Origin of the sequence: Eubacterium barkeri (assembly GCF_900107125.1) — a bacterium.
Taxonomy (GTDB): domain Bacteria; phylum Bacillota; class Clostridia; order Eubacteriales; family Eubacteriaceae; genus Eubacterium_O; species Eubacterium_O barkeri.
Map to the genome: position 1 here is coordinate 159,838 of NZ_FNOU01000004.1, position 18,683 is coordinate 178,520.

The following is an 18,683-nucleotide window of genomic DNA, read 5'->3' on the forward strand; positions in this document are numbered from 1 at the left end:
TTATATCCTGGGGAGAAGGTGAATTGGACATTTTGTACATTGTGCCCAAGGGCAGGGGATGATATGCTATCAGTGAAATGTGAATCACTATGAGGGGGAGGGGGATATTATGAGGATCAGCATGTATCTGCTGTTAGATTGGTTTGCAGATTATGATAAAGAGGTTTATATCAAAGAGGGAAAGCCGGATATTCAGCATGTCTGTTTTTTCCCCAGTGATGGGGAGACAGAGGCAGATACCCTGTATATTGGGGGAATTAAGGAATTTTTTGGTGGTGCCCGGGAGGGGGTGCTCTGCGCCCACGGCAAAGACACCCTCTTATTTCCAGGATTGGATGCCACGGCGGTGTACGATGTGTACAATAAGATCCTGGCAGCCTTCGATTATTACAAGGATTGGGATGAGAAGCTCAAGCTTATGATTTTCAGGGGATGTACTATCCGGGCCATGCTGGATGAAAGCCGGGAGGTGTTCCGGGATAACCCCATTGTGGTCATGGATGCCAGCTACATGGTCCTGGGGACGACCATCCCCTTTGATTTGGGGGAGGGGGATCTGGAATACTATCACAGCCTGGAGCAGAATCATTTTCCATCCTTTGAACGTATTGCCCAGTACAATCGGGAGCTATCGGTGTACGAGCGCAATCAAACGCCCTATGTCCATCGCCTGTCCTATTTGGGGTGGCGGACCATGTATCAGAATCTATTTTCCGGGGAGGAGCTGGTGGGCTTTATTTCTGTTGGAGAAATCAATGCAACCTTCACCAAGGGAATGTGCCAGCTTCTCCAGGTCCTGGGCCGGCGGATAGTAACCTGGAAGGAATACAATGCCGATGATTCGGAGCTGACCTCCCAATCCCATGTCTTTCTGGAAATCCTCGAAGGGGGAGCCGTGGACAAGGAAGAAATTGTCGCAAGACTCAATGCCATCGGCTGGATGGCGGCGGATGAAAAGCTGCTGATCCGGATTCGTACTGAGGCGGGGGATCGAATCCTCCATTCCGTACGGCGCATTATGGATAAAACCTTTGTGGGGTGCTATACCTTTGAGTACAAGGGGGCCATCATGCTCATTGTAAATCTGGCCCAATTCCCGGAGAGCGTGATGTTTAAGGAGCTCATTGAGCTGTTAAACACCAGTGATACCAGCTGCGGGGTGAGCTATCCCTTTAAAAATGTATTTAATTTATGCAGCTACTATCTCCAGGCGGATATGGCCCTGACCTATGGGGCAGGATCGGAAGGCCGGGTCCATCGCTGTGAGGATTACGCCTTGGATTATGCCATGGACGTCCTCCGGGAGAATCTGACCACAGATATCCGCCACCTGGCAGTCCGGGTGCTCAAGGCCCATGACCGCAAAAACGATACCCAGTATTACGACACCCTGCGGGAATTCCTTCTCCATGAGCGCAATCAACGGGAGACGGCCAAGGTATTATTCATTCACCGCAATACCTTACTCTATCGTCTCCAGCGGATTAAAGAGATCTTTGATGTGGATTTGGAAAATATTCAGACCCGAAACCATTTGCTGCTGTCCTTTCTTTTGGACGAGGCAAGGGAGCGGGATGTGGAGAAGGAATAATAAAAGGACCGGACAGTATGCTGCTTTACGGATACTGCCGCATCGTATGAAAGGAATAAACCCGGTTTATTTTCGCACCGATATCTAGGGCGTTTAGAATTTCCACAAAGCGCTCACAGATGTCGGTGCTTTTATTGTATTGAGCAATGTTGAGGGTCATAATGCCCTTGAGGGAGGTCACCGCGATGGTAAAGGGGGTCATGCCCGCAGGAAGCACCACATTAAAGTCCTCAACATAGGTCAGCAGGCTATCCGGCATGACCACGTTCCCAATATTGGTGAGCAGATAGGTATACTGATCCAGAAAGGAGGTGACAGCTTCGTACACGATTTCCCGCTTCTTTTCATTGGGAATATTGGCTTCAAGGAGGGGTTTCGATGATCGAAGGGTCTTAAGAAATTCATTAAGGAGATATTCCCCATCCATTTGTGCATCGAGAATGGCTTTGTTTTCCTTAAGGATCTCAGAAAAATCCTTTTTATCGAAGGCTTTCCCGATGGCCAATCCCCCCGTTACTGCAAAATAGCGTGTGGTAGGGGTCGGGAAAAACTGCCTTAGATTAATGGGGGTGCCGGCAATAATCGGTTTTCCCGGTTCGAGCTGCTCTTCATATTTTTCATAAATTGCCGCTCCAAAAACAGGGGATAGAAAGGTTAAAGGCGAGGCCTGGTAGGCCTTTGCTACACCGTGGAGTGCCTTGAAAGGAATCTTGATCTCAACGATGGTGTCTCCCGCATCTGGTTCCTTTTCTTCAAGGGGAACCATAAATGCGGAGTAGTGGGGCATGGTTTTAAGCGCACCAAAGGAATGGTTCCAGTACTTTTCCACCTGATCCTCGGCTTCCAGGGGGTCGAAGGGCTCATCCACGCTGCGGATACTGCCGTCATTTTCTACGGGATATCCCATAAGCTGTGCATAGCGGAAGACCAGGGATTTTACAAAGACATTAAAGCCCAGGCCATCTCCCAGGCCATGGAAGATCACGCAATAAATGGTTTTTTCGGCATAGGTTACATAGATTAAATGCCCGTCGGAATCCTCGGTGCCCAGGGTGATGATTTGTCCCTCTTCAGGATAAACCTTCGCTGGGGTTGTGATTTCACGGTAGCCAATGTAGTTGCCGCGCTCTTCGATGCCAACGGCCATTTGTGGGAAGCGGGCGTATACATCATTGAGTGCAGCAGTCAGCTTATCAGGGTCAATGGTTTCAGTCATGGTGACTTCATAACGGGGGGCATTGGGACAGCGGTCCGTATTCTGATATAGGTACTGCTCGCCGACGGCATCCATTTTTAAATAGGCTTTTGTTTTCATAGGTTCTCCTCATTAACAGACGTATTCATTTTAAATATAGTATTCATTATACATCCAAAATCGTCAAATGACCATAGGAATGATGGTTTGCAAACGTCTGTACAATCTATCCAATCCATTACAAAAAACTATCCGATGCCTTCATATAATCCGTACATGGCCCAAAATTTCCCTAGCTGGTATACTTTGACTATGAAATAAACACAAGAGAAGTGAGGTAGCCTATGATAATTATTGGAGAGAAAATCAATGGGTCCATCCCCTCCATGGGGAAGGCCATTGCGGCTAGGGATGAAGAGTATATTCGGGGGATTGCCAAGGCTCAGGCAGATGCTGGTGCCACCTACATCGATGTTTGTGCATCTGTGGGGGATGACATCGAGCTTGAAACAATGGTGTGGCTTATCGACCTGGTCCAGGAAGTAACCGATACCCCCATTTCGGTAGACAGCCCCAATGCACAAATCTGCATTGATGCGATGAAATATTGTAAACGTCCGGGAATCATCAACTCCGTTAGTGGCGAAGGGGATAAAATGGATATTGTTTTCCCCGCTATTGCAGATACGCCCTGGGAAGTGGTGGCCCTTTTGTCGGATGATACGGGTATTCCTAAGACGGCTGGGGACCGTCTCCGGGTTTTTCACAATATTATGGACCGAGCCAATGCGGCTGGTATCGATCCATCCCGGATTCATATTGATCCCCTGGTAGAAATGCTGTGTACCTCAGAAGATGGGATTGCCATGGTGGTAGAGGTCATTACAACCATTAAGGCGGCTTACCCCACCATCCATGTCACCGGGGCTGTCAGCAATATTTCCTTTAATCTGCCGGCCCGAAAGATGGTTAACCAAGCCTTTACTGTTCTGGCAATGAATGCTGGAATGGATAGTGGGATATTTGATCCTTTAAACCGTGACTTGATGGGAATGGTTTTTGCAACGGAAGCCCTATTGGGACTGGATGACTATTGTATGGAATACATTGGTGCTTATCGAGAAGGCGTATTCGGCAATCCGCCGACGAAATAGTTTTTTATATTAGCGGGATATTCAAAGAGATTTAAGAGAGTAGAGGAGTAGAAAAATGTCTAAAATTCAAGAAATCGCAGAAGCAGTCAGTGGTGGGAAATCAAAGGTTGTCGTCCAATTAGTTCAGGAAGCCGTTGCAGAAGGATGTGATCCCAATGAAATTTTAAATGTTGGAATGATTGATGCCATGGGGATTGTCGGGGAAAAATTCCAGAAAAATGAAATCTTTGTTCCGGAAATGTTAGTCGCTGCCCGGGCTATGAAGAAGGGGGTTGATGTGCTCAAACCCCATCTCGCCGGAGATTCTGTAGGCGCAGCCGGGAAACTCATCCTGGGAACCGTCGCTGGGGACCTTCATGATATTGGGAAAAACCTGGTGGGGATGATGCTGGAAAGCTCTGGCTTTGAAGTCATTGACCTGGGGGTGGATGTCCCATCGGAAAAATTCATTGAAACCGTAAAAGCCAATCCCGATGTCAAAGTGGTGGCGTTGTCGGCATTGTTGACCACGACCATGCCCTCTTTAAAGAGTACCGTAGAAGTGCTTAACGAAATGGATAGTCGGGGAGACTTCAAGGTATTAGTGGGTGGGGCCCCTATCACCCAGGAATTTGCAGATGAAATTGGAGCCGATGGTTATGCGGACGATGCAGCGAGTGCAGCAACCAAGGCAAAAGAATTGACGGCATAAAAAATTATTGCCAAAAAAAGCCAGCCGACGTCACAAAACGTCAGCTGGCTTTTTTTCCGTGATATGAGGGACTTCTATGAGGTTGGCATAAATCTCGCCACCCCGTGGGCCTGAAGTATAGTGACCGGTGCTGTAGACGGTACAGAAAGAGCCATCAATTCTTTCAATTGGGTAGAGACTGGTATAGGTATCGCCGTGTGTTAGTTGTTCTTGGATCTCTTCTAAGACACGCATTCGATCTTCCGGGGGGATCATCAAGTCGAAACGATACCTGTATTTTTGGCGGAATGTGTCCTGGTCATAGCCCAAATTATTTAACATATTTTCATTGATAAAGGTCAGTGCCAAGGTCGATGCATTATATCGGATGAGGCCACCAGGAAGTAAATCCAAGAGTAACTGGCGATCTTTTGCCAAAGATTCCGCTTTTCGGGAGATGCGGGCCCGATTAGTATTATCCTGGATATACTGGATTCGGGCCTGCTGATTTCCCCAATCGATGAGCTTTCCTTTGATGATATAGCTGTTTTCAGAGTACTCCGATTGGATTTCATGCTCACAATAATCACGTGTTAACTTACTAATGTGAACACAATGGGAACACGGTTTGGAATTATTCCAAATTGCTTTATAACAAGGCAGGGATAAACACGTTTCTTTATTCTTTCCAGATAAGGTGCAGGCAGCATCATTAAGATAATAAATTTCATAGGTTTCAGGATCAATAACGACGATGGCATCGCTGGATTCGTCGAGGAGCCAGTCTAAATTACGATGGATGACTTGGTCGGGGAGGCGTGCTTCGCCACCAAAAATATGATAGCGGTTTTTCCCTAAACGCTTAGCGGTGAGCAAAGCAACATCGGCATTATGATAAACATCCTGATATTCAGTGCCATAGTTTGGTGATATGCAGACCCCAATGGAGCAAGTGACCTCAATAGGCCCTATTTTAAAGCGTAATTTAGTACTCATTTGTTCCAAACGATGGATGAGTTGGACGTGGGTAAACTGTGCCCGCATAAAAACAGCAAATTCATCGCCCCCCATTCTGCAGACGAGATCGTCCTCCCGAAACATTGTTTGTAAGGTATTGGCTACTCGTTGGATGGCAACATCCCCCTGGTCGTGTCCAAAGCGGTCATTAATGGCTTTGAAATTATCGATATCCAACATGAAAAAAATAGCAGATTGATCCTGATTGGTCAAAAAAAACTCCTGAACCTGGCGTTCCATTTCCATGCGGTTATAAATTCCTGTTAATTGGTCCAGTTTCGCTTCTAGAGCAAGTTGCTTCATTTTGGTGAGCATACGTTTTTCGCGTTCCAAGGTTTGAATGGCGTTACGGGCGGTAACATTCTGGACCCGATGGATGGCGATATCCATATTATACGGCTTAGGAATAAAATCGCTTGCGCCCAGTTCAAATGCCTGTGCCTCACTGGTTTCACCCGCTTGGGAAGTCACAATTACTGGAATCGTCGTAAGGAGGGGATTTGACCGAAGTCGTTTGAGAAGTTGAAAACCATCAGCTACTGGCATAATAAGATCCAAAAGAATAATCGCAATTTCATCAAAATGCTCTTCAATATAATGATAGGCGACCTCTCCATTATCGGCTTCAACGATGGTGTAGGCATTTTGAAAATATTCGGCCAAAATAGCACGGTTTAATTGGATATCGTCGACAATGAGCATGACCTCATTGCCATTATCCTTATGGATATGGATGGCGCCTTCCTGCCAATCCTTGTCCGCTGCGGAAATGGGAGCGGCCAATTGAGCATTCATTAACATTGCAGTGAATTCAGTGGATGGCATGGGTTTGGCATAATAATAACCCTGGACATAGGTACAGTCCATATTGCGCAAAAGTTCAATTTGGTTACGGGATTCGACGCCCTCTGCAACAACTAATAAGTTCATCCATTTTGCCAGGCTGATGATAAAGCTTAAGATATTGCGGCTACTGTCTTTATCCGTTTCCTTTTGGATAAAGCGCATATCGAGCTTAAGGATATCTAAGGGCAATTCCGAAAGCATATTGAGTGAGGAATAGCCGCTGCCAAAGTCATCCATTTCGATGATGAATCCTAAATTCTTTAATTGAGTGACAATACCAATCAGCTGCTCTGGATTTTCAGTGTAGGCGGTTTCGGTAATCTCCAAATGGAGCTGACTTGGGCGAAGCCCATGTTTTTTAGTAATACGGGTAAGAATCGCCGGGAGATCAGCCTGATAAATATCTTTCCGGGAGACATTGACAGAAACAGGAACATATTTTTTGCTTTTTCGTACCCAGTCTGAAATAATCCCACAGGTTTTATCCCAGATATAGCAGTCCATTTCAGTAATAAAACCATTGGATTCAAAAAGGGGGATAAACTCATTGGGGCTTAAAAATCCGAGCTCAGGATGCTCCCACCGTACAAGGGCTTCGGCACCAGCAATGCGTTCGCTCTCTAAATCATACTTCGGCTGCAGATAAACCAAAAATTGTTCTTCCTGCACTGCGTTTTTCATGCTGTCGATAATTTTTTGCTCCCGCAGCATTCGTGTGCGGATTGAATCATCATAGTAGGTATAAACACAGTGATATTGCCCCTTTGCGCTATCGGCGGCTAAAATCGCCCGATCACACATCCCTTCCACTGGAATTTCCCGGTCGATAATGGGGTAAACACCAAATTTTAAAGAGATTTTCATGCTCAGGGGATAGTGGGATAGATGTTCCTCTGTGATGGATACAATTTTGGAAAAAGTGTTTTCACTGAGGGCTTCCGGGAGCAGTGTAACGAAATGGTCCGCGTTAAGCCGGGCACAGATCCCAGAGCGGGCAGAGACCGCTTGGTCAAGTTGTTTTGCAATATAGCAAAGGAGCCGATCCCCTTCGCTCCGGCCAAAACTGTCATTAACCAGCTTGAAACGCTCGATATCGGCCACTAAAAGTGTATATTCAAGCTTGGAGTCCTTCTCCAGGATATCTGTCGCCCGGCGGTAAAAGGTTTCTTTATTATACAGCCCGGTTAGAGGATCTCGTTCAATTCGGTTTAGGTAAATATTCGATTCATAAAGCTCAATGAGGTTGTCAAGACGCTTCCGTAAGACCGAGGGGTTGTAAGGCTTTACAATAAAATCCCGGGCACCAAGTTCCAGGGCCTTGCCCTCATTTTCCTCTTTATCCATTTGGGAAGCAACAATGATTGGGATAGACGATAATGCTGGGTCTGCCGATAAAGTGTTTAACACATCATATCCATCCATAACGGGCATGATCAGGTCGAGGAGAACGGCCGAGATCGTTGGCCCTTGATCTTTAAGAATCGTCAGAGCGTCCTGACCATTTGAGGCTTCTAAAATGGTATACTGGTCACATAGAATTTTGTTGAGAATTTTTCGGTTAACTGATTGGTCATCAACAATGAGAACTTTCCTTTTCATGCGTGATCATTCCCTTTCTTCCCCTAAGGTATTTCCAAAAAGTAATGCTGTTTATAAGGCTAGAATTTAAAGCTGGATTTACGAATTGATATGGTGTCATGATACCTTAAAAAAACATTAAATGCAATGCAAAATATTCGTTGAAGTTCTACTGTGTAAGAGAAGGCAAAAAAATAAGTCCGTCGAATAACGGACAGTCAGTGCCAGGTGCCATATGGCACCCCCGGCGAGAATCGAACTCACAACTAACCCTTAGGAGGGGTTTGTTATATCCATTTAACTACGGGGGCGCAACCGGTGCTATGATAGCATAAACCCATTTAAATTGCAACAGATTAATCCTTCATTCACAAACCACTGGAAAGGACATAACATTTGGAGGGTATGAAAATAGATCACAAAGTGACCGAAAGTGGTAAAGGGATCGTTGTAAAAGGATGGACAGTAAATAGGATTATATTTTTATGAAAAAAAGTTGGCAAAGGGACAATAATCATGCTATAATAGCTCACCAAAATACTTTTAGAAACAGGTAATCAGATGAAAATTGGATTTATCGGTACTGGTGTCATGGGGAAATCCATGGCAAAAAATTTAATGGATGCAGGACATTGTCTGACGGTTTATAATAGGAGCCAATCCAAGGCTGAGGGTCTTGTTCAGGATGGGGCACGCTTGGCTGAAAATGCTGGAGCCTGTGCTCAAAATCAGGACGTGGTGATCACCATGGTTGGCTACCCGCGGGATGTTGAGGGAGTGTATTTCGGTGAAGGTGGTATCATTGATATGGCGGCTCCAGAAACTATTCTCATTGACATGACAACGACGAGTCCCAGTTTGTCCCAGAAGATTTACGCCGCAGCAAAAGCTCGGGGCCTTTCGGCTTTGGATGCACCGGTTTCAGGGGGAGATGTCGGCGCAAAAAAAGGAACACTCTCTATTATGGTTGGCGGAGATCAGTCTGTGTTTAGCCAGATGCTGCCCATTTTTGAAGCCATGGGAAGCAATATCATCTACGAAGGGGATGCGGGAATGGGCCAGCATACAAAGATGGCCAATCAAATTGCCATTGCAGGGGCTATTTCCGGCGTGTGTGAAGCCCTGGCCTATGGTAAAGCTGAGGGCCTTAATCTGAATCGGATGCTTGAGAGCATCTCAGCAGGGGCGGCTGGTAGCTGGCAGATGTCTAACCTCGGACCGAAGATGGTGGCAGGGGATGATGCACCGGGCTTCTTCCTGAAACATATGGTTAAGGACCTGGGTATTAGTCTGGAGGAATCGGAAAAGAAAGGGATGTCACTCCCTATCTTAAAAGAAGTCTTGGCCATGTATCGCTGTCTGGAAGAAGAGGGGTACGGGGATTTAGGGACCCAGGCACTTTTTCATTATTTTAGTCATCGGGGGGAACCTTGTGGATGATTGGAAAAAATACCTCATCCTTTTGGGAGGATTAGTCCTGTTGGCACTGTGTACACCAGTACTTATTGCCCTTTTGGGGATTGTTCTTTCTCCGGTTATCGGGATCGCGGGTTTTGTGTGTATTCTCTTCATCATAACTGTGATCATTGCATTTAAAAATAAAAATGAGAGAAAGTAGGCTTGGATTTGTGACAGAAGTGAAGAAAAATGACGTCATTATTCGAAAGGCTGAGAAAAAAGACTACCAGCGGATTTTGGATATTTTGAATATGGCCATTGCAGGGCGAGAGGTGACGGCACTGTTAACGCCGGTAACCATGGAGGGAAGAAAGCAATGGTTTAAGGATCATGAGGATGGGATCCATTCAATTTACGTGGCAGACCAGGATGGCTTTGTATTGGGCTGGATGGCGATTAATGCATATCGATCAGGTCGGGAGGGGTTCCGAAAGGCCTGTGAACTCAGCTATTATATTGATTCAGATTTCCACAGCCAGGGTATCGGATCCATCCTGATGGCCTATGTTATTGACGTCAGCCGTCAAGAAGGATTGAAGCATCTGATGCTTATCGTCTTTGCAGATAATTTCAAGAGTATCCGACTGGCGCATAAATTCAGGTTTAGAATATGGGGAACTTTCCCGGATATTGTGGAAATTGACGGGCGAACGACGGATTGCTATCAGTTGGGACTAAAATTATGATGGTTTATGGTTAACCTTGAAAAAACAGCTTGAAAAAAAATAAAGAATCAGGTATAATAATTCTATTGTCAGGAAAAGGCAGCCTATGCCTTTTTTTATTGTGCCGTTGACAGCGGGATATCTCATGTGGTATCCTGTATCGGTGAACAAATTTAAGTAAAGATTCGTTTATAAATAATGAATGATATTAATGTAACAGGAGGTGCTGGGCGTGAGAGTTAAAGTTACTTTAGCATGTACAGAATGCAAACAACGGAACTATGATACAATGAAGAATAAAAAGAATAATCCGGATCGTTTGGAAGAAAAGAAATATTGTCGTTTCTGCAAGAAACATACGCTGCACAGAGAAACCAAGTAAGACTGGCTTCAGTCGATAAAAGAGGAAAAAGATGGCTGCAAAGAAAAAGACTAAAAAGGGCAAACCGTCAGGCCAGAAACGGTCCAATGTCACTAAACAGAATACTGTGACACCAGAAGTGGTAAAGCAGGAAAAGAATGAAGTGACAGCGGACAAGAAAGCCAAAGACGGAAACAGCAAAGCCAATAAAGCACCTAAAAAGACCGCTAAGAATAAAAAGCCGAACATCATCGTTCGTGCCATTGATTTTATTAAAAGTGTCTTTGCGGAACTCAAAAAGGTCAGCTGGCTCACTGGTGACGAACTGATGAAAAGCACATCGGTTGTCGCTGGGATCGTAGCCATCATGACTTTAATGACCTGGGTTGTTGACTCGGGACTTGGTGCGCTGGCGGCCTTGCTCATTGGCTCTAAATAGCACTGAGGAACACTATGGAATATGAAAATAACGATCAACCGATGTGGTACGTGGCCCATACTTATTCCGGTTATGAGAATAAGGTAAAAGCCAGCATCGAAGCAACGGTTGAAAATCGCAATATGGAGGATCAAATCCTTCAGGTTCAGGTGCCCGTGCAGGAGGTCGTGGAAACGAAGGACGGCAAACGGGTCATCAAAGAAAAGAAGCTTTTTCCCGGTTATGTCATGGTCGAGATGTTTATGACCGATGAATCATGGTATGTTGTACGGAATACCCGTGGCGTTACCGGATTTGTTGGACCGGCCAGTAAGCCTGTGCCTTTATCCAAGGCCGAGCTCAAAAGCATGGGGATTAAGCAGGCGACCGTCAGAATTGATTTGGAAGTCGGAGACGAGGTCAAAGTCGTTGATGGTCCGCTGGAAGGATTCGCCGGGCTGGTTGAGGAAATCAACATGGAACGGTCAAAAATTAAGGTCAATATTTCCATGTTTGGACGGGAAACCCCGACTGAACTGGAGTTTGAACAAATAGAAAAAATCAAGAACACTTAAGGAAAACTATTCTTCACTAAGTAAATGAAGGAGGTGTTAGTATGGCTAAAAAAGTTATCGGACTGATTAAATTACAGATTCCGGCTGGAAAAGCCACCCCCGCACCACCAGTTGGTCCTGCACTGGGTCAACACGGTGTTAACATCATGGGGTTCTGTAAGGAATTTAACGCAAAAACAGCAAATGAAGCAGGAATGATTATTCCTGTCGTCATCACGGTATATCAGGATCACTCCTATACCTTCGTGACGAAGACTCCCCCGGCAGCTGTTCTGCTGAAGAAAGCAGCTGGTGTGGATAAAGCTTCTGGCGAGCCCAATAAAACAAAGGTCGCTAAAGTTTCACAGGATCAAGTCCGTGAAATTGCAACCTTAAAAATGCCCGATCTCAATGCTGCCAGTGTTGAAGCTGCCATGCGCATGGTCGCTGGTACTGCTCGCAGCATGGGTATCACCGTAGAAGAATAATTCGGAAGAAGAAATAGTACACCCGTGGCGAAAGCCACACCTTAAGTGGGAGGAAAGTATTTTCTATCCGCTATAACCACCACAAGGAGGCAATATGAAAAGAGGTAAGAAGTATCAGGACGCTGTCAAATCCTATGACAGACAAGAACTGTTCGATATGGATGCTGCCATCGCTCAGACTAAAAAAATGGCAACGGCAAAATTCGATGAAAGTATCGAACTCCACATCCGTCTAGGTGTTGATTCCCGCCACGCAGACCAACAGGTCCGTGGTGCTATGGTATTACCCCATGGGACAGGGAATGACGTCCGTGTGCTGGTCGTCGCAAAGGGCGACAAGCTCAAAGAAGCAGAAGAAGCTGGTGCCGATTTCTTCGGCGAAGATGAAATCATTGAAAAGATCCAGAAAGAAAACTGGTTCGACTTCGATGTTCTCATTGCAACCCCTGATATGATGGGGAAAGTTGGCCGTTTAGGGCGTGTTCTTGGGCCAAAGGGCCTGATGCCTAACCCGAAATCCGGTACAGTAACCCCGGATATCGCAAAGGCTGTTAAGGATACTAAGGCTGGTAAGGTGGAATATCGTTTGGATAAAACCAACATCATCCACGTTATTATCGGGAAGGCTTCCTTCACCGAAGAACAGCTCCTTGACAATATGAGTGCACTGCTGGAAACCATTAAAAAAGCAAAGCCAGCGGCTGCCAAAGGTCAGTATTTCCGTAGTGTCACCATCGCCAGTACCATGAGCCCTGGTGTCAAAATCAACCCAGCAAAAATCTAATTGACGGGTTCCATCGGAAATGTTAAACTAAATAAAGTTGTATAAAGCTTCTTTCATCCATAGACAGTAGGGACAGTCGTTTAAACATCCTACCGAGGCTGAAGTAAGAGTTTAGATATTACGAAATTTCCAAGCTCTCTTCACCGTTGTGGAGAGAGCTTTATACTTCTCTGGTGCTGTCCAAATCTTTGATTTGGTCAACAGCACCTATGCAAGGCTTGTCCAAGAGTCCGAGCCAAAGGCGACAGACGATTGGGAACAAGCTACTGCAAAGGGGTGTTTACCACTCCGAACAATAAAGAAGAAGGAGGTGCACGAATGCCGAATATTGAAGCAAAACAAGTCATCGTTCAAGAAATTGCTGACAAGCTGAAAAACGCGCAGGGTACCGTGGTTGTTGATTACCGTGGCCTTAATGTGGAAGAAGTTACAGATCTTAGAAAACAAGCCCGTGATCAGGGTGTGGACTACAAGGTCTATAAAAATTCCATGATGCGTTTCGCCGCTAAAGAAGCTGGCTTGGAAGGACTTCTGGAAAGCTTGGTCGGACCGACTGGTATTGCTTTCTGTGAATCCGATCCTGTCGCAGCTGCTAAATTATTCAGTAACTTTGCTAAAGATCATAAAGCTTTAGAAATTAAAGCTGGTGTGGTTGAAGGTCGGGTGTTGGATGTTGCAGGTGTCGATGAACTGGCAAAACTGCCGCCAAGAGAACAATTGGTTGCAAAGGTGCTGGGTGGCCTCAACGCTCCCATCGCGGGCTTTGCAAATGTGCTTAATGCCAACCTTAAAGGCTTGGTTGTGGCGCTTAATGCCATTGCTGAACAAAAAGCAGAAGCATAAGACGGTCTTTGTGGACTAAAACAAAAAAGAAAATAACAAACATTATTGGAGGAAATAACAATGAGTGAAAAAGTAACCCAGTTAATTGAAGATGTTAAAGGCTTAACCGTTCTGGAATTATCCGAATTAGTCAAGGCTCTTGAAGAAGAATTTGGTGTCAGCGCTGCTGCTCCTGTTGCTGTTGCTGCTGCTCCTGCTGCTGGTGGTGCTGCTGCCGCAGAAGAAGAACAAACTGAATTTGATGTAATCCTGGCATCTGCTGGAGACCAGAAGATCAAGGTTATCAAGGTTGTCCGTGAAATCACTGGCTTAGGCTTAAAAGAAGCAAAAGCTGTCGTAGACGAATGTCCGAAGCCGATTAAAGAAGCTGCAACTAAAGAAGAAGCTGAAGAAATCAAAGCAAAAATTGAAGAAGTTGGCGGTTCCGTCGAAGTTAAATAGTCAAACCATTGAAAGCGCATTCTCATTAGAGGATGCGCTTTTTTGTCTATCAAACAGAAGGATAGAAATGATGCGAAACGGAATGCGTCATACTCCGTAATTTATGTTGTTTTTAAGCCCCTGGGATTATTATTAAGAAAAACTGAAGGTGAGGACTCAAGATGAAATATGATGTTGCAATTATAGGCGCTGGGATTATTGGCACCTCTATCGCCCGGGCACTTAGCCGCTATCAACTAAAAGTAGCACTCTTAGAAAGGGAAAATGATGTGGCAATGGGGGCGACAAAGGCGAACTCTGCTATTGTCCATGGGGGTTATGCAGAGCCCCACGCAAAGCTCAAAGGCCGTTTGTGCTATAAAGGTCGGATGCAGTTTGATCGTTTAAATGAAGAGCTGCATTTTGGCTTTGAAAAAATTGGTTCTTTGGTATTGGCTTTTGAAGATGAGCAGCTTCCTAAACTGAGAGAACTTTATGAAAATGGCTTGGCCAATGGCCTTGAGGACTTGGAAATTATCGATCACGATACCATCATGGCCATGGAGCCTAATGTCAATCCCGAGGTCAAAGCAGCCCTGTATTGTAAGGGTGCTGGGGTATGTTCCCCCTACGAAATGGCTATCGCCATGGCCGAAAATGCTATTTCAAATGGTGTCGAGCTGTCTTTGAAGACCCAAATTGAAAGCATCGAAAAAGCACCAGAGGGATACTTTGTACTGAACAGCACCGAAGGAAGACGTTTTGAGGCCGATTATGTGGTGAATGCTGGCGGGGTCCAATCGGACAAAATCTCAGAAATGGTTGGAGTGGACGATTTTAAAATTCTGCCACGCAGTGGTGAATACCTGCTAATGGCCCGGGGAACAGGCTCGCTGGTGCATAATGTCCTCTTCCAGATGCCGACCAAAATGGGAAAGGGTATCCTTGTGACCCCAACCTATCACGGGAACCTCCTGATTGGTCCCGATGCGGTTAATGAAGATGTAGCGGATAAAGATACTCACCCCGAACGTCTCATCAAAATCTTTGAAGAGGCCAAGCAAACCACCGAAAAGCTGGATATTCGAAATTTCATCCGTAGCTTTACCGGGGTGCGGGCAGTGAGCTCCACCGATGATTTCGTCATTGAAGCGACTGCTGTCCCAGGGTTTATTAATTGTGGGGGAATCCAATCTCCTGGGCTTACCTCTTCCCCGGCCATTACTGACCTTGTGGTGGAAATTCTTAGTGAAACTGGACTGGATTTAAAAGAAGATCCGACCTTTAATCCCTATCGTAAGCCCATTATCGAAAAAAAGGAACTTTTACCGTTTAAAGAAATCAAAGCCAGGATTGATATGCCCTCGGCTCCTGAAAAAATCATTTGCCGCTGTGAACAGGTTACCGAGGAAACCATTATCGATGCCATGTCCCGGGGAATACCGGTCACCACCATTGATGGTGTCAAGCGGCGGACCAGAGCAGGTATGGGTTATTGTCAGGGAAGCTTTTGCCGGCCTCGGGTTGCAGCGGTGATGGAAAAGGTCCTTGGCTATCCTGTGGATCCAGGATTTGACGTTGAGCACTCTGGTGTTAACCGAGTCGGGAAAAATGCTATAGTTGATTATGTGAAATCCAAGGATCAAAGCCAAGGGAAGTGAGCAAACTGCTTTCCACACCATTTAGGATATGCTATAATGATAAAATTAAAGCATATCGATGAAAGGAATTCATACAAATAAATGGGTAAAAAGCAAAAAAACCAAGTTAAAGAAATTACACCGCGGTCAGAGGATTTTGCAAAGTGGTACACTGATGTCATCTCCAAGACCGAGCTATGCGATTATTCACCGGTCAAGGGGTTTATGGTGATCCGGCCTTATGGTTATGCCATCTGGGAAAACATCCAGAAGGCCTACGATAAACGCTTTAAGGACACTGGACATAAGAATATGTATTTCCCGCTTCTGATTCCAGAAAGTCTGTTAAAAAAGGAAGCTGAGCATGTGGAAGGCTTTGCGCCAGAAGTTGCATGGGTCACAAAGGGTGGGGATAAAGAGCTGACAGAGCCCCTGTGTGTACGTCCGACCTCAGAAACCATTATTTGTAGCATGTACTCAAAATGGCTGCATACCTATCGCCAACTGCCCTTTTTATACAATCAATGGTGTTCAGTCGTTCGTTGGGAAAAAACAACACGACCATTTCTGAGAACTTCAGAGTTTCTCTGGCAGGAAGGCCACACTCTCCACGAAACGGCGGAGGAAGCCCAGGCTGAAACCATGCAGATGTTGGGTATTTATCGTGAAATTGCAGAGGATTATATGGCGATTCCCATGGTGGTGGGCCAAAAAAGTGAAAAGGAAAAGTTTGCCGGTGCCTCTGCAACCTATACGATGGAAGCTCTGATGCACGATGGACAAGCCCTTCAATCCGGGACCTCCCATAACTTAGGGCAGCATTTTACGGAGGCCTTCGATATTTCTTATCTTGACCGAAACAATGAGCAGACCCATCCTTATCACACATCCTGGGGGATTTCTACCCGCTTAATCGGGGGGATCATTATGGTTCATGGAGATGATAATGGTCTGGTATTACCACCGATGATCGCCCCCACCCAGGTGGTCATCCTTCCGGTAGCACAGCATAAAGAAGGGGTACTGGATAAGGCTTATGAATTAAAAGCTCAATTGGAACAGGATTTTAGGGTTGAGTTAGATGATAGTGATAATTCCCCAGGTTGGAAGTTTAACCAATGGGAAATGAAGGGCGTTCCCATCCGCCTGGAAATCGGACCCCGGGATATTGAAAATAGACAATGCGTCCTGGCACGTCGGGATACTGGAGAAAAAGTTTTTGTTCCCCTTGGGGAATTGAAAACAGTTGTAGCAGAGTTACTGAAATCAATCCAACAGAATATGTACGACCAGGCTCTGGCCATGCGAGAAGCGAAAACCTCTACGGCAAGGGATATGGACGAATTTAAGCAGAATTTGGCAGATAATCCCGGCTTCATTAAAGCGATGTGGTGTGGGAGCCAGGACTGTGAGGACCGCGTAAAAGAAGAAACCGGGGCATCAATCCGATGTATTCCTTTTGAAGATGAACAAGAAGTCATTGGTGAAGGCACCTGTGTTTGCTGTGGGAGGCCGGCACATCAAATGGCTTATTTTGCCAGGGCCTATTAAGATGGAATTTAACAAGCATAATATCCGGGCGATGATTGGGCTGATTGTCCTTGCTTTGATGCTCTGGGCTGGCCTCCAGAATTATCAATCAGTCCTTGGTGGCATTGCCTGGGCCATTGGTTTGTTCTTTCCGTTTATCATTGGTGGGTGCATGGCCTTTATCATCAATATTCCGATGGCTATTTTTGAGCACGCGCTTTTTAAGAAAAAGTGGGTGTCTGGAAAACCGCGCTTACAGAAAATGAAACGGCCGATTTCCTTGTTACTGGCGCTGTTTGCCATTATCCTGCTTTTTTGTGTCGTATCATTTTTGATTGTTCCTGAATTTACCGATTCGGTACTCGTCATTAAAGATGCTGGACCAGCTTTTATTAAAGAGATCCAGGGATGGATCAACAGCATTCAGGGGACGTCCCCGGACATCACAAACTTTCTGACCAATTTGTCCCTGGATTGGAGTAATATCGAAGCAGGTATTTTGGGATTTCTCCAAAGGGGGGTCTTGACCTTCCTCGATGGTACTGTAGATGCAGCGACCTCGATTGCTGGAGGGGTTCTAAGCTTCTTCATTGGTCTAATCTTTGCGATTTATGCTTTGTTTCAGAAGGAGACCTTGGGACGGCAGTTCCGGAAGATTCTCTATGCTTATGCACCGGAAAAGGTTGCAGACCGTGTGTTATTTATTGCTGATCTTTCCTCTAAAACGTTTGGGAATTTCGTGACGGGACAGTGTACAGAGGCCGTTATTATTGGGGGGCTTTTCTTCATCACAATGAGCATCTTTCGATTTCCATATGCTCTGATGATTAGTGTTTTGATTGGATTTTTATCCCTGATTCCCATTTTTGGAGCTTTTATCGGCTGTGTACTGGGGGCCTTCCTCATTCTAATGAACAGTCCGATTCAGGCGTTTTGGTTTATTGTATTGTTCCTGGTCGTCCAACAACTCGAAGGAAATCTGATTTATCCCTACGTGGTTGGCGGCTCTGTTGGATTACCTTCAATTTGGGTGTTAGTTGCTGTGACGATTGGTGGTAATGGCTGGGGTATCGTTGGGATGATTATTACCATTCCCTTATGTTCTGTCTTTTATACCCTTCTTCGTGAGGAGGTCGCCAGTCGTTTGAGCATCCGCCAGATTGAAAGGAATAAACTAATGGTGTCATCAGATGAAACAATTGATAAAATGAGTGAGTAAAAGTAATTGAAAATCAGAATTTCACACAGTATGGCGCTTTAAACTTTATTCATGAGTCTTTTGAAAAAAGGCTTGAAAGCCACAGGGCATTTATATATAATGAAGACATCGTAATCTAAAACAATTTTTAAGGAGTTTTATTCAAAATGGCAAAAGAAAAATTTGAAAGATCCAAACCCCATGTTAACATTGGTACCATTGGTCACGTCGACCACGGTAAAACCACTCTGACCGCAGCAATCACCACCGTAT

At 45.4% G+C, this 18,683-nt stretch carries 19 protein-coding genes, 1 tRNA gene and 1 other annotated feature; of the genes, 17 read left to right on the plus strand and 3 right to left on the minus strand.

Annotated features, from left to right (window positions below; translation table 11 throughout):
* The first annotated feature begins 109 nt into the window (after positions 1-109).
* Positions 110-1,591 carry a PucR family transcriptional regulator gene (locus BLU30_RS04185; protein WP_090243778.1) on the plus strand — a complete coding sequence of 494 codons (1,482 nt, stop codon included), beginning with the start codon at positions 110-112 and terminating at the stop codon, positions 1,589-1,591.
* Between the two features lie 25 nt (positions 1,592-1,616).
* Here the strand turns inward: BLU30_RS04185 and BLU30_RS04190 are convergent, their stop codons facing one another.
* Positions 1,617-2,906 carry a hypothetical protein gene (locus tag BLU30_RS04190; protein WP_090243779.1) on the minus strand — a complete coding sequence of 430 codons (1,290 nt, stop codon included), beginning with the start codon at positions 2,904-2,906 and terminating at the stop codon, positions 1,617-1,619.
* Positions 2,907-3,130: 224 nt separating this feature from the next.
* Here BLU30_RS04190 and BLU30_RS04195 point away from each other — a divergent pair, with 224 nt between their 5' ends.
* Positions 3,131-3,940: a methyltetrahydrofolate cobalamin methyltransferase gene (locus tag BLU30_RS04195; protein ID WP_090243780.1), complete on the plus strand. Its 810-nt coding sequence runs from the start codon at positions 3,131-3,133 to the stop codon at positions 3,938-3,940.
* Between the two features lie 55 nt (positions 3,941-3,995).
* Positions 3,996-4,631 (plus strand): corrinoid protein, encoded by a 636-nt coding sequence (locus BLU30_RS04200; RefSeq protein WP_090243784.1) that lies wholly within the window; start codon positions 3,996-3,998, stop codon positions 4,629-4,631.
* A gap of 30 nt (positions 4,632-4,661) precedes the next feature.
* On the opposite strand, the gene BLU30_RS04205 is transcribed toward BLU30_RS04200, so the two are convergent.
* Both BLU30_RS04205 and BLU30_RS04210 read right to left on the minus strand, forming a co-directional pair.
* Complete coding sequence (locus tag BLU30_RS04205; protein ID WP_090243785.1) at positions 4,662-8,072, minus strand: EAL domain-containing protein; 3,411 nt, start codon at positions 8,070-8,072, stop codon at positions 4,662-4,664.
* Between the two features lie 215 nt (positions 8,073-8,287).
* Positions 8,288-8,362 (minus strand) — tRNA-Arg (locus BLU30_RS04210).
* A gap of 226 nt (positions 8,363-8,588) precedes the next feature.
* Here BLU30_RS04210 and BLU30_RS04215 point away from each other — a divergent pair.
* The 14 genes from BLU30_RS04215 to BLU30_RS04280 form a co-directional block, all read left to right on the plus strand.
* Entirely contained in the window at positions 8,589-9,491 is a 903-nt protein-coding gene (locus BLU30_RS04215) for an NAD(P)-dependent oxidoreductase (RefSeq protein ID WP_340148122.1), read from the plus strand.
* Positions 9,484-9,669 (plus strand): hypothetical protein, encoded by a 186-nt coding sequence (locus BLU30_RS04220; protein WP_090243789.1) that lies wholly within the window; start codon positions 9,484-9,486, stop codon positions 9,667-9,669. Before BLU30_RS04215 ends, BLU30_RS04220 begins: the two co-directional genes overlap by 8 nt.
* Positions 9,670-9,679: 10 nt before the next feature.
* Entirely contained in the window at positions 9,680-10,195 is a 516-nt protein-coding gene (locus BLU30_RS04225; RefSeq protein WP_242873503.1) for a GNAT family N-acetyltransferase, read from the plus strand.
* 211 nt (positions 10,196-10,406) lie between these two features.
* Positions 10,407-10,556, plus strand: a complete 150-nt coding sequence (gene rpmG / locus BLU30_RS04230) for a 50S ribosomal protein L33 (RefSeq protein ID WP_090243793.1) — start codon at positions 10,407-10,409, stop codon at positions 10,554-10,556.
* 31 nt (positions 10,557-10,587) lie between these two features.
* Positions 10,588-10,974, plus strand: coding sequence for a preprotein translocase subunit SecE (secE, locus tag BLU30_RS04235; RefSeq protein WP_090243795.1), 387 nt, complete (start codon positions 10,588-10,590; stop codon positions 10,972-10,974).
* Positions 10,975-10,988: 14 nt separating this feature from the next.
* Complete coding sequence (gene nusG, locus BLU30_RS04240; protein WP_090243797.1) at positions 10,989-11,528, plus strand: transcription termination/antitermination protein NusG; 540 nt, start codon at positions 10,989-10,991, stop codon at positions 11,526-11,528.
* Positions 11,529-11,569: 41 nt separating this feature from the next.
* Entirely contained in the window at positions 11,570-11,995 is a 426-nt protein-coding gene (gene rplK, locus BLU30_RS04245) for a 50S ribosomal protein L11 (RefSeq protein WP_090243799.1), read from the plus strand.
* Positions 11,996-12,089: 94 nt separating this feature from the next.
* The gene (gene rplA, locus BLU30_RS04250; protein WP_090243801.1) at positions 12,090-12,779 is read left to right on the plus strand and encodes a 50S ribosomal protein L1; all 690 of its coding nucleotides are present in this window, start codon (positions 12,090-12,092) and stop codon (positions 12,777-12,779) included.
* Between the two features lie 39 nt (positions 12,780-12,818).
* Positions 12,819-12,953, plus strand: a sequence feature (ribosomal protein L10 leader region).
* A 144-nt stretch (positions 12,954-13,097) separates the two neighbouring features.
* Positions 13,098-13,622 carry a 50S ribosomal protein L10 gene (rplJ, locus tag BLU30_RS04255; RefSeq protein ID WP_090243803.1) on the plus strand — a complete coding sequence of 175 codons (525 nt, stop codon included), beginning with the start codon at positions 13,098-13,100 and terminating at the stop codon, positions 13,620-13,622.
* A 60-nt stretch (positions 13,623-13,682) separates the two neighbouring features.
* The gene (gene rplL, locus BLU30_RS04260) at positions 13,683-14,063 is read left to right on the plus strand and encodes a 50S ribosomal protein L7/L12 (protein ID WP_090243805.1); all 381 of its coding nucleotides are present in this window, start codon (positions 13,683-13,685) and stop codon (positions 14,061-14,063) included.
* Positions 14,064-14,224: 161 nt separating this feature from the next.
* Positions 14,225-15,703, plus strand: coding sequence for an NAD(P)/FAD-dependent oxidoreductase (locus tag BLU30_RS04265; protein ID WP_090243807.1), 1,479 nt, complete (start codon positions 14,225-14,227; stop codon positions 15,701-15,703).
* 81 nt (positions 15,704-15,784) lie between these two features.
* Entirely contained in the window at positions 15,785-17,233 is a 1,449-nt protein-coding gene (gene proS / locus BLU30_RS04270) for a proline--tRNA ligase (RefSeq protein WP_090243809.1), read from the plus strand.
* A gap of 1 nt (position 17,234) precedes the next feature.
* The gene (locus tag BLU30_RS04275; RefSeq protein WP_176770823.1) at positions 17,235-18,431 is read left to right on the plus strand and encodes an AI-2E family transporter; all 1,197 of its coding nucleotides are present in this window, start codon (positions 17,235-17,237) and stop codon (positions 18,429-18,431) included.
* A 146-nt stretch (positions 18,432-18,577) separates the two neighbouring features.
* A partial coding sequence (locus tag BLU30_RS04280; protein WP_143024203.1) for a GTP-binding protein occupies positions 18,578-18,683 on the plus strand: 106 nt, incomplete at its 3' end.

What these genes read in the sequence shown, in the direction of transcription:
- BLU30_RS04185 (WP_090243778.1), top strand. Translation starts at nt 110, where the DNA reads ATGAGGATCAGCATGTATCTGCTGTTAGATTGGTTTGCAGATTATGAT.
- BLU30_RS04190 (WP_090243779.1), bottom strand. Translation starts at nt 2,906, where the DNA reads ATGAAAACAAAAGCCTATTTAAAAATGGATGCCGTCGGCGAGCAGTAC.
- BLU30_RS04195 (WP_090243780.1), top strand. Translation starts at nt 3,131, where the DNA reads ATGATAATTATTGGAGAGAAAATCAATGGGTCCATCCCCTCCATGGGG.
- BLU30_RS04200 (WP_090243784.1), top strand. Translation starts at nt 3,996, where the DNA reads ATGTCTAAAATTCAAGAAATCGCAGAAGCAGTCAGTGGTGGGAAATCA.
- BLU30_RS04205 (WP_090243785.1), bottom strand. Translation starts at nt 8,072, where the DNA reads ATGAAAAGGAAAGTTCTCATTGTTGATGACCAATCAGTTAACCGAAAA.
- secE (WP_090243795.1), top strand. Translation starts at nt 10,588, where the DNA reads ATGGCTGCAAAGAAAAAGACTAAAAAGGGCAAACCGTCAGGCCAGAAA.
- nusG (WP_090243797.1), top strand. Translation starts at nt 10,989, where the DNA reads ATGGAATATGAAAATAACGATCAACCGATGTGGTACGTGGCCCATACT.
- rplK (WP_090243799.1), top strand. Translation starts at nt 11,570, where the DNA reads ATGGCTAAAAAAGTTATCGGACTGATTAAATTACAGATTCCGGCTGGA.
- rplA (WP_090243801.1), top strand. Translation starts at nt 12,090, where the DNA reads ATGAAAAGAGGTAAGAAGTATCAGGACGCTGTCAAATCCTATGACAGA.
- rplJ (WP_090243803.1), top strand. Translation starts at nt 13,098, where the DNA reads ATGCCGAATATTGAAGCAAAACAAGTCATCGTTCAAGAAATTGCTGAC.
- rplL (WP_090243805.1), top strand. Translation starts at nt 13,683, where the DNA reads ATGAGTGAAAAAGTAACCCAGTTAATTGAAGATGTTAAAGGCTTAACC.
- BLU30_RS04265 (WP_090243807.1), top strand. Translation starts at nt 14,225, where the DNA reads ATGAAATATGATGTTGCAATTATAGGCGCTGGGATTATTGGCACCTCT.
- proS (WP_090243809.1), top strand. Translation starts at nt 15,785, where the DNA reads ATGGGTAAAAAGCAAAAAAACCAAGTTAAAGAAATTACACCGCGGTCA.
- BLU30_RS04275 (WP_176770823.1), top strand. Translation starts at nt 17,235, where the DNA reads ATGGAATTTAACAAGCATAATATCCGGGCGATGATTGGGCTGATTGTC.